Origin of the sequence: Mesorhizobium sp. J428 (assembly GCF_024699925.1) — a bacterium.
GTDB lineage: Bacteria > Pseudomonadota > Alphaproteobacteria > Rhizobiales > Rhizobiaceae > Mesorhizobium_A.
In genome coordinates, this window is record NZ_JAJOMX010000001.1 from 872,900 (window position 1) to 888,269 (window position 15,370).

Annotated in this window: 10 protein-coding genes and 1 pseudogene; 3 read left to right on the top strand and 8 right to left on the bottom strand. The window is 65.0% G+C overall.

The features are described from left to right. Window positions 1-9 precede the first annotated feature (9 nt). From LRS09_RS04445 to LRS09_RS04455, 3 genes are all read right to left on the bottom strand, one after another. Entirely contained in the window at window positions 10-1,380 is a 1,371-nt protein-coding gene (locus LRS09_RS04445) for a glutamine synthetase family protein (RefSeq protein ID WP_257804496.1), read from the bottom strand. 82 nt (window positions 1,381-1,462) lie between these two features. Continuing rightward, window positions 1,463-2,962, bottom strand: a complete 1,500-nt coding sequence (locus tag LRS09_RS04450) for an amino acid permease (RefSeq protein WP_257804497.1) — start codon at window positions 2,960-2,962, stop codon at window positions 1,463-1,465. Window positions 2,963-2,977: 15 nt separating this feature from the next. After that, complete coding sequence (locus LRS09_RS04455; protein WP_257804498.1) at window positions 2,978-3,784, bottom strand: N-formylglutamate amidohydrolase; 807 nt, start codon at window positions 3,782-3,784, stop codon at window positions 2,978-2,980. 153 nt (window positions 3,785-3,937) lie between these two features. Here LRS09_RS04455 and LRS09_RS04460 point away from each other — a divergent pair. The 3 genes and pseudogenes from LRS09_RS04460 to LRS09_RS04470 all read left to right on the top strand — a co-directional run bounded on the left by LRS09_RS04460 (window position 3,938) and on the right by LRS09_RS04470 (window position 9,318). Beyond that, a pseudogene (locus LRS09_RS04460) lies at window positions 3,938-4,770 on the top strand (MurR/RpiR family transcriptional regulator). A 210-nt stretch (window positions 4,771-4,980) separates the two neighbouring features. Further along, a complete protein-coding gene (locus LRS09_RS04465) occupies window positions 4,981-6,171 on the top strand; it encodes an efflux RND transporter periplasmic adaptor subunit (protein WP_257804499.1) in 1,191 nt (396 codons plus the stop codon). A 3-nt stretch (window positions 6,172-6,174) separates the two neighbouring features. Beyond that, on the top strand, window positions 6,175-9,318 hold the full coding sequence (locus LRS09_RS04470) for an efflux RND transporter permease subunit (protein ID WP_257804500.1): 3,144 nt from the start codon (window positions 6,175-6,177) through the stop codon (window positions 9,316-9,318). Window positions 9,319-9,555: 237 nt separating this feature from the next. On the opposite strand, the gene LRS09_RS04475 is transcribed toward LRS09_RS04470, so the two are convergent. Genes LRS09_RS04475 through LRS09_RS04495 form a run of 5 tightly spaced genes read right to left on the bottom strand, consistent with a single transcriptional unit; the run spans window position 9,556 to window position 15,367 of the window. Next, entirely contained in the window at window positions 9,556-10,737 is a 1,182-nt protein-coding gene (locus LRS09_RS04475) for an ABC transporter substrate-binding protein (protein WP_257804501.1), read from the bottom strand. A 29-nt stretch (window positions 10,738-10,766) separates the two neighbouring features. Further along, window positions 10,767-12,668: a long-chain fatty acid--CoA ligase gene (locus LRS09_RS04480; RefSeq protein WP_257804502.1), complete on the bottom strand. Its 1,902-nt coding sequence runs from the start codon at window positions 12,666-12,668 to the stop codon at window positions 10,767-10,769. Window positions 12,669-12,681: 13 nt separating this feature from the next. Continuing rightward, window positions 12,682-13,488 (bottom strand): ABC transporter ATP-binding protein, encoded by an 807-nt coding sequence (locus LRS09_RS04485; RefSeq protein WP_257804503.1) that lies wholly within the window; start codon window positions 13,486-13,488, stop codon window positions 12,682-12,684. Then, on the bottom strand, window positions 13,488-14,273 hold the full coding sequence (locus LRS09_RS04490) for an ABC transporter ATP-binding protein (protein WP_257804504.1): 786 nt from the start codon (window positions 14,271-14,273) through the stop codon (window positions 13,488-13,490). Before LRS09_RS04490 ends, LRS09_RS04485 begins: the two co-directional genes overlap by 1 nt. After that, complete coding sequence (locus tag LRS09_RS04495; RefSeq protein WP_257804505.1) at window positions 14,270-15,367, bottom strand: branched-chain amino acid ABC transporter permease; 1,098 nt, start codon at window positions 15,365-15,367, stop codon at window positions 14,270-14,272. The genes LRS09_RS04490 and LRS09_RS04495 overlap by 4 nt, the downstream gene beginning before the upstream one ends. Window positions 15,368-15,370 lie beyond the last annotated feature (3 nt).

Genomic DNA, 15,370 nt, shown 5'->3' on the forward strand with positions numbered 1-15,370 from the left:
CTTGAAGTGTCAGTATCTCTCGAAGCCGCGGTGCAGCTCCCAGTCGGTGATGCGGCGGTCGTATTCGAACTGTTCCCAGCGCGCAGTGTGGACGTAGTGTTCTACCACATCCTCGCCGAGGGCCGATTTCAGCATCTTCGACTTCGCCAGCGTCTCGGTCGCCTCGCGCAGGGTCTTCGGGATTTCCGGCAGCTTAGACGCCTGGTAGGCGTCGCCGACGAAGGGCTTCTGCAGCTCCAGCTTTTCGTCGATGCCAGCAAGACCGGCGGCGATCAGGGCAGCGAAGGCGAGATAAGGGTTTAAATCCGCGCCGCCGATGCGGCACTCCATGCGGATGCCCTTGGTCCCCTCCCCGCAGAGACGGAAGCCGGCGGTGCGGTTGTCCTCCGACCACATGATCTTGGTCGGTGCGAAAGTGCCCGACTGGAAGCGCTTGTAGGAGTTGATGTAGGGCGCGAGGAACCAGGTGAATTCCTTGGCGTATTTGATCTGGCCGGCAGACCACTGCTGGCCGAGCTTGGATAAGGTCCACGGCTCCTTTTTGTCGAAGAAGAGCGGCGTCTTGCCGTCGGCGCTCCAGAGCGAGTTGTGGATGTGCGACGAGTTGCCGGCGAGCGCATAGTTGTACTTGGCCATGAAGGTGACGGCCTTGCCCTCCTGGTCGGCGATCTCCTTGGCACCGTTCTTCAGGAAGACGTGCCGGTCGGCCATTTCGAGCGCCTCGGCATAGCGCACGTTGACCTCCTCTTGGCCCGGCCCCCACTCGCCCTTGGAGTTCTCGACCGGGATGCCGGCGGCGTGCATCTCGTTGCGCAGCCGGCGCATGTAACCTTCTTCCTTGGTGGTGATGCCGATCTGGTAGTCGCCGATATGCTTCGAGGCGGTTTCGAGGTTCTGCCAGTGCTTGGCGCGCGCCGTGTCGTAGGTCTCGCTGAGCAGGTAGAATTCGAGCTCGGACGCGAAATAGCCGATGTATCCGCGCTCTGCGAGGCGAGCGACCTGCTTGCGCAGGATGGCCCGCGGCGAATGCGGCAGATCCTCGTGATGGTGATGGTCCTGGATGTCGCAGATGACCAGCGCGGTCTTTTCGAGCCACGGCACCCGGCGCAGCGTATTCATGTCGGGCTTCAGAACAAAATCGCCGTAGCCCTGGCTCCAGCTCGCCGCCTTGTAGCCGGGCACCGGCTCCATATCTATATCGAGGGCGAGCAGGTAGTTGCAGCCATGCGTCTCGTCATAAGCGGATTCCGCAAAGAACGAGGCGAGGAAGCGCTTGCCGAACAGCCGGCCCTGCATGTCCACGCCGCAGGCGAGCACGGTGTCGATCTCGCCCGATGCGATCGCCTTCTTCAGGTCTGCGAAGGAAAGATTTCCAGCCACTGGCGGCTCCTCAATACATATACATGACGACAGTTCGCACCCGGCCGGTTTCACCCGGCCGGGTGCATGTTCTAGCAGGCAATCAGGCTTTCGCCTTGTGTTCCAGCGCGAATTCTTCCTCGGGCGACAGGATCAGCTTGTGCCGGCCGACCAGGGCGAAATAGACGATGCCGACCGCGAACCAAAGGATGACCCATATCACGCCCTTGAAGAAGTTCGGATCCTGGACCTGATAGAACAGGGTGGTCAGTGCGATGATGATCGTCACCACGGCGCCGGGAACGCCGAACGGGCTGCGGTAGGGGCGGTTGATGTTCGGCTGGTTCTTCCTGAGCAGGATGAAGGAAATCGCCTGCGCGATGTAGGAGCACATCGCGCCGAACACCGCCATGTTGAGCAGCACGGAGCCGATCAGCGAGCCGGCCGCCTCGCCGCCGAGCGAGAACCACATCACCAGCATGATCGCCAGGCCGAGGATCGCGCCGCCGAGCATCGCGACATGCGGGGTCTTGTAGGTCTGGTGCGTCACCGACAGGCTGTTCGGGAAATATCCCGCGCGCGCCAATGAGTAGACCTGCCGTCCCATCGCGAACAGGATCGTGTGGAACGAGGCGATCAGGCCGATCAGAGCGACGAGGCCGAGAACCACTGCCCCGGCATCGCCGTAGATCGCCCGGAAGCCGTCGAGCAGCGGCTCGGCGGACGAGCCCAGCGCGAAGGAGCCGATGCCGATCACCGACGGGTTGAGCAGCACGATCATGAAGGCGGAGACCACCAGCGTCAGGAAACCGGCGATGATGCCGCGCGGCATGTCGCGCTTCGGATCGACCGATTCCTCGGCCGCGAGCGGAAGCTGCTCGATGGCGAGGAAGAGCCAGACGGCGAAGGGAAGCGTCGCCAGGACGCCTGAAAAGCCGAACGGGAAGAGCGGGCCGTTTCCTTCGGGCAGTTCGACCGCCGCACCGTCGGGCCCGACGCCGATGTTGAGCGCCCAGCGCGAGAAATCCATGTTGGGGATGGCGGATAGCCAGAACACCACCAGCACCGCCAACGACGCCAGCGTGACGATCAGCGTCACCCGGAACGACAGCGCCACGCCGAAGACGTTGAGCGCCAGGAAGGCGATGTAGGTGATGATCCACCAGACATAGGGCGGGATATCGCCACCCACGATGCCGCCGACATAAGAGCCGATGAAGAAGGCGATGACGGCCGGCGTCACCACATATTCGACGTTCTCGCACAGGCCGGTGATGAAGCCGCCCCACGGCCCCATCGCGGTGCGGGCGAAGGAGTAGGCGGCACCGGTGTGCGGCAGCGCCGGGCTCATCTCGGCGATGCAGAACACCAGTCCGAGATACATGATCGCGATGATGATGCCGGCGACGAGCATGCCCCCCCAGCCGCCGGTGGCGAAGCCGAAGTTCCAGCCCGAGAAGTGGCCGGAGATGACCGCGCCGACGCCCAGGGCCCAAAGGTGCCGGACATTGGCGTGCCGGACGAGTTCACGCGCTTCGAAATAGGACTTGTCGCGGCGTTCGTATGCTATGCCGCCTGCCTCGTGTCGTGACGTGTCAGCCATCAGAGTATTCCCCTCTCATGAATTGGCATGTTGAGCCGGCCGTTCTCCGCCGGTATGGGACTGCTGCTGTTCAAGCCCCCGCAGGATGCCTGCAAGGCGTTCCGCCCAAATCCGTTGCCCGGCTTCGCCGGATACTTCGTCGTTGCGGATTTCGATCATCGCGCAGGCGAGGCCGCGCGAGCGCGCATGCCTTTCCAGCGTGAAATAGACCCGGTCTGCCGGGCTGTAGGGTTGGTTGACACCGACGCACAGGTGTTTGTCCCGGCGCAGCGCAGATATCATCGGGCCGGCGAGCCGCTCGTCCTCGTCGTGGATGATGCCGATCTGCCAGGGACGCGGCTGCCCCTTGTAGACCGGCGTGAACGTATGGATCGCCACGATGCGCGTCTCCAGCCCGGCGGCGAGGCGCCGGTCGATGACGTCCGACAGCGTGTCGTGGAAGGGAGCATACGAAACCGCGACCCGCTCGGCGCGACCCGCAGCGGAAAGGCCGGCATTGCCGGGGATCACCGTCAGCTCGCTCGTTTCAGGAACCAGGTCCGGCGCGTCGAGCGGGCGGTTGCAGTCGATGACGAGCCGCGAAATGCAGGACTCGACGAGAGGACCGTCCAGGATTTCCGAAAGACGACGGGCGACCGGAAGCGCGCCGGGATCCCACGCGATGTGGCGCACGAGATCCGAAGGGGCAAGGCCCAGCGTCCCGAACCTGCGCGGCAGATGGTTGGAAGCGTGCTCGCAGACGAAAAGGTATGGACCCGCGCCATCCGGATTGACGACCCGAACCGGCACGTCGTGGCCCTTGCCCGCTGATCGCTCGTCCAACGCCAAGACACCCCTCACCGCGCTGTACCGTTTGATACGTCTTACTGTTCATTGCGCAGGCAAGTATGATTTCATACATAGTTGAGGACTTTGTCAAACGGTAAACGCGCGGTGCCGGTGGACAACGAGGTCGTTCGCGGGAGGGAGAGGCATATGTCGTCGAGCATCGCCGAAACGATCGCCGCCAGGATCGACACGATGCCGAGCGGGGAGCGCAAGGCTGCGCATGCGCTGATAGCCAATTATCCGATGCTCGGCCTGCGCACCGTTGCCGAATTCTCGGCGCGCGCCGGCGTCTCCTCCCCCACCATCCTCCGCTTCGTGGCGAGGCTCGGCTTCGGCAACTATGCCGAATTCCAGACCGCGCTGAACGACGAGCTGGCGGCCCAGTTGCAATCGCCACTGTCCCGCACCGGAAACAGGCGGCAGGCGCGCGAGGGCGAAGCCTCCCCCTGCTCGCGGCAACGCTGGACAATGTCTCGGAGACGTTCCGGGTGGTGTCGGAAAAGCAGCTGGGCGAGATCGTCTCGGTGCTGTCCGACACCAGGCGCAGGGTTCACCTCGTCGGCGGCCGCTTCACCGATCCGATCGCACGGTATCTGACCGCCCACCTCGCCATCATCCGGCCGGGTGTGGTGCATCTCGACGGGCAGGAAAACCTGTGGCGCGACCGGCTGATCGACATGGGAAAGCGCGACGTGCTGCTGCTGTTCGACATCCGCCGCTACCAGGACAGCCTGCTGGCTTTCGCCGAGAAGGCGGGTTCGAGGGGCGTGACGATCATCCTGCTGACCGATCAATGGCTGTCGCCGATCGCCCGTTTCGCCACCCACGTGATCGCCGCCCGCACGTCGGTTCCATCCGCCTGGGATTCGTCGGCGGCGCTGTTCATCCTCGCCGAGCACCTGATCGCCGGTATCACCGACAGGCTGCCGGAACAGAGTGCGGCGCGCATCAGCGAGATGGACGCGCTACGGCGCGAATAACGCAGTCGTGATGCAATGCAGCATCACACGACACGTCTGGCGCACCACATTACCAAACTTTAAGATGACACCGGTGGCGACGACGACGACATGTCGTCTGGTGCGTTTCGTGATGCACGCCCGGCCGGGACCGCCAGGCGTGTGAAAAACCTTTAGCGAACGGCATGCCAGGACGCGGGTGGGCGTCGAGGCATCGAACCGGAGTAGCGAATGTCGTTCTGGAAACAGGCACTTGTATCGGTAGTGCTGCTTGCCGCGGCCTTTCTGGGCTGGGCGAAGTTTTTCCCGGGCGCAGGCGACGTGCTGGCCCGCTGGGGCGTCGACTGGGTGCCGTTTGCCACCGCCGACGCGCGTCCTTCCGAACAGGCGCGGAATGCGGGCGGCAATGGAAACGGCCAGCCGCGCATCCAGCAGCCCGTCATCGCCGCCACGGTCACGCAGGAGACGATCAACAGCCGGCTGTCTTCGATCGGAACCGGGCGGGCGAAGCAGACGGTCGCCGTCACGCCCTATGCATCGGGCCGGATGACGGAAATGCTGGTGACGTCGGGCGCCACCGTGCAGGAGGGCGAGATGATCGCGCGCCTCGACGACGAGACGGAAAAGATCGCCGTCGATCGCGCCAAGTTCGCGCTGGACGACGCGCTGGCCAAGCAGGAGCGCATCCAGCAGCTACGCGCCACCAACACGGCGACCAACGTGCAGGTGAACGAGGCCGCACTCGCCGTCGACAATGCACGGCTTGCGGTCCGCGATGCGGAGCTGGCATTGGAGCGCCGCTCAATCCGCGCACCCATCTCCGGCATCGTCGGCATCCTGCCGGTCGCGGCGGGCAACTATGTCGCCACGACCACCGAGATCGCCCGCATCGACGACCGCTCCTCGATCCTGGTCGACTTCTGGGTGCCTGAGCGCTACGCGAGCATGATCGAGGTGGGGATGCCCCTTTCCGCCGCCTCCGTCGCGCGGCCGGGCGAGGCCTATCAGGGCAAGGTCAGCGCGCTCGACAACCGCATCGACGATCAGAGCCGCACGCTGCAGGTGCAGGCCCTGCTGGAGAACCCCGACGACCGGCTGCGCGCCGGCATGTCGTTCCAGGTGACGATGGAGTTCCCGGGCGACGTCTTCCCGGCCGTCGACCCGCTGGCCGTCCAATGGGGATCGGGCGGCGCCTATGTCTGGCTGGTCAGGGACGGCAAGGCAGTGCGCACGGACGTCAAGATCATCCAGCGCAACACCGATTCCGTCCTCGTGCAGGCGGCGATCACTCCCGGCGAGATCGTGGTGACGGAAGGTGTCCATGCGGTGCGCGACGGCCAGCCGGTCACGATCGCTCGCACCAATGGGGCGTCGGAAGCCTCGCCCGCCGCGTCGGCGCAGACCACGGCCAGCGGAACCTGACCGATGAGCGGCGCCCCCCAGGCCAGCCCGGAAAACGGCATAACCGCGCTGTTCGTGCGGCGGCCGGTGCTGGCCTTCGTGCTCAACGTCCTCATCATTGTCGCAGGCATGGCTGCCTTCCTTGCAGTCGAGATCCGCGAGCTGCCGGACGTCGACCGGCCGGTGGTGACGATCAATGCAGACTTCTCCGGTGCGGCGGCCGAGACGATCGACCGTGAGCTCACCTCGATCCTCGAAGGCGCCGTCTCGCGCGTCTCGGGCGTCAAGTCGATCTCGTCTTCGTCCTCCTTCGGCCGCAGCCGCGTCACGGTGGAGTTCAACGACGGCGTCAACCTCGACGTCGCGGCCTCCGACATGCGCGACGCGATCAGCCGCGTGCAGAACGACCTGCCGGACGATGCGGACGTGCCGCGCATCGTCAAGGCGGACGCCAATGCCGACGCGGTCATGCGCCTCGCCGTCACCTCCGACACGATGTCGATCGAGGACTTGACCATCTTCGTGGAGGACCAGATCGTCGACGCCCTGTCGGCCGTTTCCGGCGTGGCGGACGTCCAGATCTTCGGCGATCGCGCGAAGATCTTCCGCGTCGACATCAACCAGTCGCGGCTTTCCGCGCTCGGTCTCACGGTCGCCGACGTCCGCAACGCCCTCGCCTCCGTCGCGTTCGACACGCCTGCCGGCTCGCTGACCAGCAACTCGCAGGATCTCGTTGTGCGTGCGACCGCATCCGTCTCGACGCCCGAGCAGTTCGAGAACCTCGCGGTCGGCAACAACGCGGCGATGATCAAGCTGCGCGATGTCGCATCCGTCACGCTGGGCGCCGACATCGGCCAGTCGTCGCTGCGCGCCAACGGCAAGCCCGGCATCGGCCTCGGCATCATCCGCCAGGCGCAGTCGAATACGCTGCGCATCTCGGAAGGCGTGCGCGCCGCGATCGCCACGCTGAACGAATCGCTGCCGCCGGGCGTTGCAATCCGCATCACCAGCGACGACGCGATCTTCGTGGACGGCGCGATCCATGAGGTGGAGATCGCCCTCGGCCTGTCGGTGTCGCTGGTGCTGCTCGTCATCTACATGTTCCTGCGCGACTGGCGCGCCACCCTCATCCCAGGCCTGTCGCTGCCGGTGGCGCTGGTCGGGACAATCGCCGCGATCTACCTCGTCGGCTTCTCGCTCAACATCCTCACCCTCCTGGCGCTGGTGCTGGCGACGGGCCTCGTCGTCGACGACGCGATCGTGGTGCTGGAGAACATCCGTATGCGCCGCCGCAACGAAGGCATGGGGCCGCGCGCGGCAGCCGTGCTTGGCGCGCAGGAAGTCTTCTTCGCCGTCATCGCCACCACCGCGACGCTGGTGGCCGTGTTCGTGCCGCTGTCCTTCCTTCCCGGCCAGACGGGCGGCCTGTTCCGCGAGTTCGGCTTCGTGCTGGCGATCTCGGTGACGCTGTCCGCCGTGGTCGCGCTCTCGCTCTGCCCGATGCTCGCCTCGCGCATGCTGCGCGGGCATTCGCATGAGGAAGACAACGGCGTGCTCGCCCGCATCGGCGGCGCCCTGGCCGGGCTCTACAAGCGGCTGTTGCGGGCCTGCCTCGACGCGCCGCTGATCCTCGTGCTGGTCTCGCTCCTGTTCGGCGCGGCCGCCTGGGGCGTGTCGGGCGCCATCAAGTCGGAGCTCACGCCTCCGGAAGACCGCTCGCAGCTGTTCCTGCGCATCAACGCGCCGCAGGGCGTGTCGATCGATTATCTCGGCCAGCGGATCAACGAGATCGAACGCATCCTCCAGCCACTGCGCGACAATGGCGAGCTGACCAACACGTTCGGCATCGCGGGCGCGCAGGGGTCCTCCAACAACGGCTTCCTCGTGCTCACCCTCGCTCCCTGGAGCGAGCGCGAGCGAACGCAGCAGCAGATCGTCGCCGAGGTGGAACAGCTCGTCGTGAACGTGCCGGGCGTGCGCGTCTTTGCCAACCAGCCCAACAGCCTCGGCATCCGCGGCGCGGGCAGCGGCCTGCAGTTCGCCATCGCCGGCAACAGCTACGCCGAGCTTGGACAGGCAGCACAGGCTGTCGTGGCGGAACTGGAGAAAGATCCACGCTTCACCCAGCCGCGCCTCTCGCAGGACACGACCCAGCCGCAGCTGTCGGTCGAGATCGACCGCGAGCGCGCCTCCGACCTCGGTATCGACATTACCGGCCTCGCGGAGGCGATGCAGGCGATGCTTGACGGCCGCGAAGTGGGCTCGGTCTTCATCGAGGATCGCAGCTTCGACGTGAAGCTCGTCTCCACCACCAATCCGATCAACGACCCGACGGACCTGGAGAACATCTTCCTCAAGACGCGCGACGGCCGCTTCGTGCCGATGTCGACCATCGCGTCGCTGACCGAGCGTGCCGTGCCGCCGTCACTGGCGCGCGAGCAGCAGCTGCGCGCGGTCGCAATCACCGCAGGCCTGAGGCCCGATTTCGCGCTCGGCGAAGCCTATCAGGTCGCGCAGGAGATCGCCCGTCCCCACCTGCCGCCTGGCTCGCGCATCATCCCGCTGGCGGAGACCGCGACGCTCGGCGAATCCACCGGGTCGATGCTCACGACCTTCGGCTTTGCGATCGTGATCATCCTCCTGGTTCTCGCGGCCCAGTTCGAGAGCTTCGTCAGCGCGATCATCATCATGGCCACGGTTCCGCTCGGGCTCGCCTGCGCGATCTTCGCCATGCTGCTCACCGGGACCAGCCTCAACGTCTACAGCCAGATCGGACTCGTGCTGCTCGTCGGCATCATGGCCAAGAACGGCATCCTGATCGTCGAGTTCGCCAACCAGTTGCGCGACCGCGGCCAGGGCGTGCGCGAGGCGATCGAAAACGCGGCGAACATCCGCCTGCGGCCCGTGATGATGACGATGATCTGCACCATCCTCGGCGGCCTGCCGCTGATCCTGGCGTCCGGCGCCGGCGCCGAGGCGCGCATCGCGCTCGGCTGGATCATCGTCGGCGGGCTCGGTCTCGCCACCGCCTCGACGCTGTTCCTGACCCCGGTCGCCTATGTCCTGCTTGGCCGTTTCGTAACGCCGAAGGTCGACGAGGAAAAGCGCCTGCATCGCGAACTGGAAGACGCCGAGGCGCTGGAGAAGCGTCTGTCTCCGGCGGAGTAGGAGGCCGGCGGTAGCGAGGCGAGGACGCGCTTCTGCTTTTCGTCAAGCGACTCCGCATCTCCCGGACGTCATCCTCGGGCTTGTCCCGAGGATCTACCGACGTCGACGAGAGCGCAAGGACGTTATCGTGAACTGGTTCGGCGGCAGTAGATCCTCGGGACAAGCCCGAGGATGACAGCATTGGAGAAAAAGGCCGCGCCGGTTTCCCGGCGCGGCCTTCTTCATCGAGCGTTCAGCTCACTGCGACTTGGTCGGATCGACGCGGCCGATCTCCACCCATTTGCCGTCCTTGATCTGCGAGATGAAGATCAGGTCGCCGCCCTGGTGGTCGTTCGGGCCGTATTTGACCGGAACGTCGCCGGAGATCACGTCGGTATATTCGAGGCTTTCCACACCCTTCTGGAAGCTCTCGGCCGTCAGGTCCTTGCCGGCGGCCTCAAGCCCCCGGATCAGCACCGTCGCGGCGCCGTAGCCAAGGATGGCCGCGGTGCCGGCCGGCTCACCGGTCTTGGCCTTGTAGTTGTCAGCCCAGGCCTTCACCTCCGGATTGTCCATGCGGGCTTCATGATCGGTCCACCCGGCGGAAGCGTAGTAGCCTTCGGTCACGCCCTCCGGCACCTTGGCAACGGCGGTGTTGAAGCCCGCCGACGAGCCGATGAATGCCGCATCCGTCCAGCCGAGCTTCTTCGCAGTGCCATACGCCACGATGGTCTGCCTCACGCCAACGGCAGTCGCAACGATGTCGCACTTGGCGTCGCGCAGCTTGGAGATCGTGCCGACGAAGTCCTGCTCGTCCGGCTTGTGCGTGGTCTCGGCCGCGAAGGTGAGGCCAAGCGCCGTAGCCTCGTCCTTCGTGCCTTCATAGACTTCCAGGCCGAAGTCGGTCGGCAGGTACATCGCGCAGACGTTCTTCGCGTTCCTTTCCTTGGCGAGGTAGCGGACGCCAGCGCGCATCTGGTCGTAATAGGACGAGAAACCCGCATATTTGTAGGTGATGTCACCCTCGAGCATCTGCCGGGCGGCGGTGAGCGGGCCGATATTGGCCACCTGCTTGGCCTGCATCATCGGGAAGCCGGCGATGTTATGCGGCGTGCCGAGATTGAGGATCATCGCGAACACCTTGTCCGAGTTGATCAGCTTGTTGAAGTTCTGGACGGCCTTCGGCACCTGGTAGCCGTGGTCCTCCACCACGAAGCGGATCTTGCGGCCGTGGATGCCGCCCTTCTCGTTGACCTCGTCGAACATGACCTGCGCGGCCTTGATCGCGCCGACGTTGAAGGCGGCAAAGATGCCGGACAGGTCGCCGTTCGAGCCGATGACGATCTCGGTGTCGGTGACGCCCTGGGTCGCGAACGCGGCCGAACTCATGCCGAGCGCCAACCCCGCCGCGAGAATGGATGTCCTGAGTGCAGTTTTCATAAAGGTCTCCTCCTGGTTTGTGACGTGAGTCATGCGGCGTCCTTGCCGTACATCTCGTCGATCAGCTTCTTGTGTTTCTTTTCAACGAAGCTGCGTTTCAGCTTCATCGTGGCTGTCAGTTCCTCATCCTCTGCGGTCAACAGCACATCGATCAAGCGGAAATCCTTGATTTGCTCCACCCGGGCGAACTCGCGGTTGGTGTCCTCGATCACGCCCGCGATCAGGTCGCGCACCTCCTGCGCGGCGCACAGCGAACGGAAGTCGGAGAACGGCACCCTGTTGTCCTGCGCGAACTTCTCGACGTTCTCCTGGTCGATCATCACCAGGCAGGAGAGGAACTTGCGCCTGTCGCCGATCACCACCGCGTCGGAGATGTAAGGGCTGAACTTCAGCCGGTTCTCGATCTCGGCCGGCGTGATGTTCTTGCCGCCGGCGGTGATGATGATGTCCTTGGCGCGGCCGGTGATGGTGAGGAAGCCCTCATTGTCGATGCGGCCGACGTCGCCGGTCTTGAGCCAGCCGTCGGGCGTGACGGTCTCCGCCGTCTTTTCCGGCTTGTTCCAGTAGCCCTTGAAGACGTTGGCGCCCCGGTAGAGGATCTCGCCGTCCGGCCCGATCGCGACCTCGCCGCCAGGCACCACCTTGCCGATGCTGCCGGTCTTGTAGTCCTCGATCACGTTCACCGAGATGACGCCGGAGCTTTCTGTCATGCCGTAGCCTTCGAGCACGGTCACGCCGATGGCGCGGTACCAGCGCAGGAGATCGGGCGAGATCGGCGCGGCGCCCGTCGTGCCGCGGCGCAGCCGCTCCAGCCCGATCATCCGCCTGAGGTTCTTCAGCACCGCGAAGTCCCAGAAGGCGTAGGCGAGGCGTGTGCCGAGCGGCACTGTCCTGCCCTCCTCGATCAGCATCTGGCGCTTCATGCCGGTGGCGACCGCCATCTTGTAGGCGAGCTTGCCGAGCCGGGTTGCTTCGTTCGACATGATCGTGATGCGCGAATAGACCTTCTCCCAGACGCGCGGCACGGCAGTGAAGACATGCGGCGAGACCTCGCGGACATTGTCGAACACCGTCTCCGGGCTTTCGGCAAAGTTCACCGTCGAGCCCATGCCGATCGGGATGAATGCGGTGATGAGCCGCTCCAGGATGTGGCAGAGCGGCAGGAAGCAGACCTGCTCGTCACTCTCGGTGACCGGAAGGGTGATTGCCGCGCCGATGATCGAGACGATGATGTTCTCATGGCTGATCATCGCGCCCTTGGGCGGGCCGGTTGTGCCGGACGTATAGACCAGGATGGCGGTATCCTTGGCCGAGGAATTCGCGATCTCCTCCTCGAAACGGTTCGGGTTCTGCTTCAGGAAGTCGCGACCGATCCGGTAGAGGTCGTCGAGGAAGATCACCCGGTCGTCGGAGAAGCCGTGCAGCCCGTCGCGGTCGTAGACGATCACCCAGGCCAGCCCGGGCATCTCGTCGCGCACCGACAGGTATTTGTCGAGCTGCTCGTCGTTCTCGACGAACAGGAAGCGGCTGTCGGAATCGTTGACCAGATATTTGAGCTGGGCGGCGGAATCGGTGGTGTAGACGCCGGATGCGATGCCGCCGACGCTCTGCACGCCGAGATCGGTGTAGAGCCATTCCTTGTTGTCTTCCGACAGGATCGACACCACCTCGCCGCGCCGCAGGCCGAGCGACAGAAGGCCGAGCCCGATCAGGCGTGCATTGTCGTAGAACTCGGTCCAGGAATAGGCGAGCCAGATGCCGTAGTCCTTCTCGCGATGCGCGATCTTCTGGCCCCAGCGCTTGCAGCTCTCGCGGAACAGCTTCGGCAGCGTGTCGCAGCCGTCGAAATAATACGGTCCCTTCGCCAGGTCCTCGTTGAAGGAATGGCCGTTCAGCGTCCGCTGGGCGGGGATCTTGCCGGCAATCGTCATGCTGTCCTCCTCCTCACCGCCACGTCTTCTTCTGCTTCCAGCGCTTCTGGCCGCGCTGGGTCTCGCCCTGGACGCCGAGATAGAATTCCTGGATGTCCTTCGAGGCGAGCAGCCGCGCAGAGTCGTCGGCCATCACCATGCGGCCGAGCTCCATGACGTATCCGTAGTCGGCGACCTCGAGCGCCACCTTGGCGTTCTGCTCGACAAGCATCATGGTGACGCCCTGCTCGCGGTTGAGCCGGCGGATGATGGTGAAGATCTCCTTCACCAGCAGCGGCGAGAGGCCGAGCGACGGCTCGTCGAGCAGCATCAGCTTCGGTCGCGCCATCAGGCCGCGCGCAATCGCGAGCATCTGCTGCTGGCCGCCCGACATCGTGCCCGCCGCTTGCCGACGGCGCTCCTTCAGGATCGGGAAATAGCCGTAGACCATCTCCTCGTCGGCCTTGATGCCGGCGGTGTCGCTGCGGACATAGGAGCCCATGCGCAGGTTCTCCTCGACTGTCAGCAACGGGAACACCTCGCGCCCCTCCGGCACGTGGACGATGCCGGCCTTGACGACGCGGTCCGGCTCCTCGCCGGCGATGTTGCGGCCGCCGCACCAGATCTCGCCCTTCTCCGGGTTCATCACGCCGGAGATGGTCTTCAGGAGCGTCGTCTTGCCGGCGCCGTTAGCGCCGAGCACGGTGACGATCTGACCCTGGCGCACGTCGAGACTGACGCCGCGGATCGCCATGATCGGCCCGTAATAGCTTTCGAGGTTGCGGACCGACAGCACGGCTTCCGCCGTGGAGGATGCGAGGTTGATCGCCTGCTTCAGCATCACGCGACCACCCTTTCGTTCTCGTCGGCGACGCCGATATAGGCCTCGATCACCTTGGGATGGTTCTGCACCTCCTGCGCCGAGCCGATCGCCAGCATCTTGCCGTCGGCGAGCGCCATCACCCGGTCGGAGACCGAGGCGACGAGGTGCATGTCGTGCTCGACCATCAGCACTGTAATGCCCATCTGGGTCTTGATGTCCTCGATCCAGAAGGCGACGTCCTGCGTCTCCTCGACCGACAGGCCGGACGCCGGCTCATCGAGCAGCAGGAGGCGCGGCTCGATCGCCAGCGCGCGGCCCATCTCCACCACCTTGCGCACGCCGTACGGCAGGCCGGCGATGTATTTCTCGCGATAGGCCTGCAGGTCGAGGAAATCGATCACCTTCTCCACCGCCTCGCGGTGCCGCCGCTCTTCCCTGCGGACGAAGGGGGTGAACAGCATTTCGTTGAACATGTTGCCGCGGCGGTGGCGATGGCGGCCGACCAGAAGGTTCTGCAGCACGGTCGCCTGGTCGAACAGTTCGATGTTCTGGAAGGTGCGCGCGATGCCGAGCCGGGCGATCTCGTGCGGCGCCTTCTTGAGGATCGACTCACCCGCGAAGCGGATGTCGCCGGCGACCGGGTCGTAGAAGCGCGAGACGAGGTTGAAGAGCGTCGACTTGCCGGCGCCGTTCGGTCCGACAAGGGCGAACACCTCGCCCTCCTCGACCGAGAAGGAGACATTGTTCACCGCGGTGACGCCGCCGAACTTGAGGGTGACGTTTTCGACTTCCAGCAGGCTCATCGCATGCGCTCCGTCTTGAGGTAGCTCCGCTGCCGGCGGAACATGTCGCGGCGGTAGAACGGGAACAGCTCGAAATAGGTGCGGATCTTCAGCCAGCGGCCGTAGATGCCCATCGGCTCGAACAGGATGAACAGGATCAGGATCGCGCCGAACACGGCCGACTCCAGCCCCGGTATGGTGATCGCGGTTCCGGTGATCGAGCCGACCCAGTCGCGCAGCTGCGCGATCGCCTGCGGCAGGAGCGCGATGACCATGGCGCCGAAGAAGGCGCCGTGGATGGAGCCGAGCCCGCCGATGACGATCATCAGGAGCATCTGGATCGAGATGATGATGGTGAAGGTCTCGTTGTTGAAGATGCCCGCGAAGTGCCCCATCAGCGCGCCGGCAAGGCCGGTGATCGCCGTCGACAGGCCGAAGGCGACCGCCTTGGTGCGTGCGACGTTGACGCCCATTGCCTGCGCCGAGATCTCGGAGTCGCGCACCGCGGCGAGCGAACGGCCGAGCGGCGTGCGCAGGATGTTGCGGTAAGCGAGCACCACCAGGACCGTGACAAACAGGATCAGACCGTAGAACCGCACCGGCGTGGCATAGCGGTCGAACTGGATGCCGAAGATGTCGATGGTCGGCGCCAGCAGGCCGTTGATGCCGCCGGTGAGCGGCTCGGCGATGACGATGAGGTCGTCGACCAGGATCGACACGGCGAGCGTGCCGATGGCGAGGTAGATGCCATGCAGCTTCGACGTCGGGATTGCCAAGGCCACGCCGGCAAGGCCGGCGATGATGCCCGCGAGCGGCAGCGACAGGATGAAGGGCAGGCCGAGCCGGTCCTGCAGAAGCACGTTGGCGTAGCAGCCGACGGCCAGGAAAGCCGCGTGGCCGAGGCTTGCCTGGCCGGTCTGTCCGACGAGCAGCATCAGCCCCATGCCGGCGATCGCCCAGATGAGCACGTTGGTGACCTCGCCGAGCGCGAAATCGGACAGGACGAAGGGCAGCACGAGCATCGATGCCATCAACAGCAGGTACCAGAAGGCCTGCGCGCCGTGGCGGAAGAGGTTGATGTCGGCGTCGTAGCTGGTCTTGAAGACGGTGCGCATCGG

Excerpts from the sequence above, each read along its gene's own strand:
- LRS09_RS04470 (WP_257804500.1), top strand. The coding sequence starts at position 6,175 with ATGAGCGGCGCCCCCCAGGCCAGCCCGGAAAACGGCATAACCGCGCTG.
- LRS09_RS04490 (WP_257804504.1), bottom strand. The coding sequence starts at position 14,273 with ATGAGCCTGCTGGAAGTCGAAAACGTCACCCTCAAGTTCGGCGGCGTC.
- LRS09_RS04475 (WP_257804501.1), bottom strand. The coding sequence starts at position 10,737 with ATGAAAACTGCACTCAGGACATCCATTCTCGCGGCGGGGTTGGCGCTC.
- LRS09_RS04485 (WP_257804503.1), bottom strand. The coding sequence starts at position 13,488 with ATGCTGAAGCAGGCGATCAACCTCGCATCCTCCACGGCGGAAGCCGTG.
- LRS09_RS04495 (WP_257804505.1), bottom strand. The coding sequence starts at position 15,367 with ATGCGCACCGTCTTCAAGACCAGCTACGACGCCGACATCAACCTCTTC.
- LRS09_RS04480 (WP_257804502.1), bottom strand. The coding sequence starts at position 12,668 with ATGACGATTGCCGGCAAGATCCCCGCCCAGCGGACGCTGAACGGCCAT.
- LRS09_RS04450 (WP_257804497.1), bottom strand. The coding sequence starts at position 2,962 with ATGGCTGACACGTCACGACACGAGGCAGGCGGCATAGCATACGAACGC.
- LRS09_RS04465 (WP_257804499.1), top strand. The coding sequence starts at position 4,981 with ATGTCGTTCTGGAAACAGGCACTTGTATCGGTAGTGCTGCTTGCCGCG.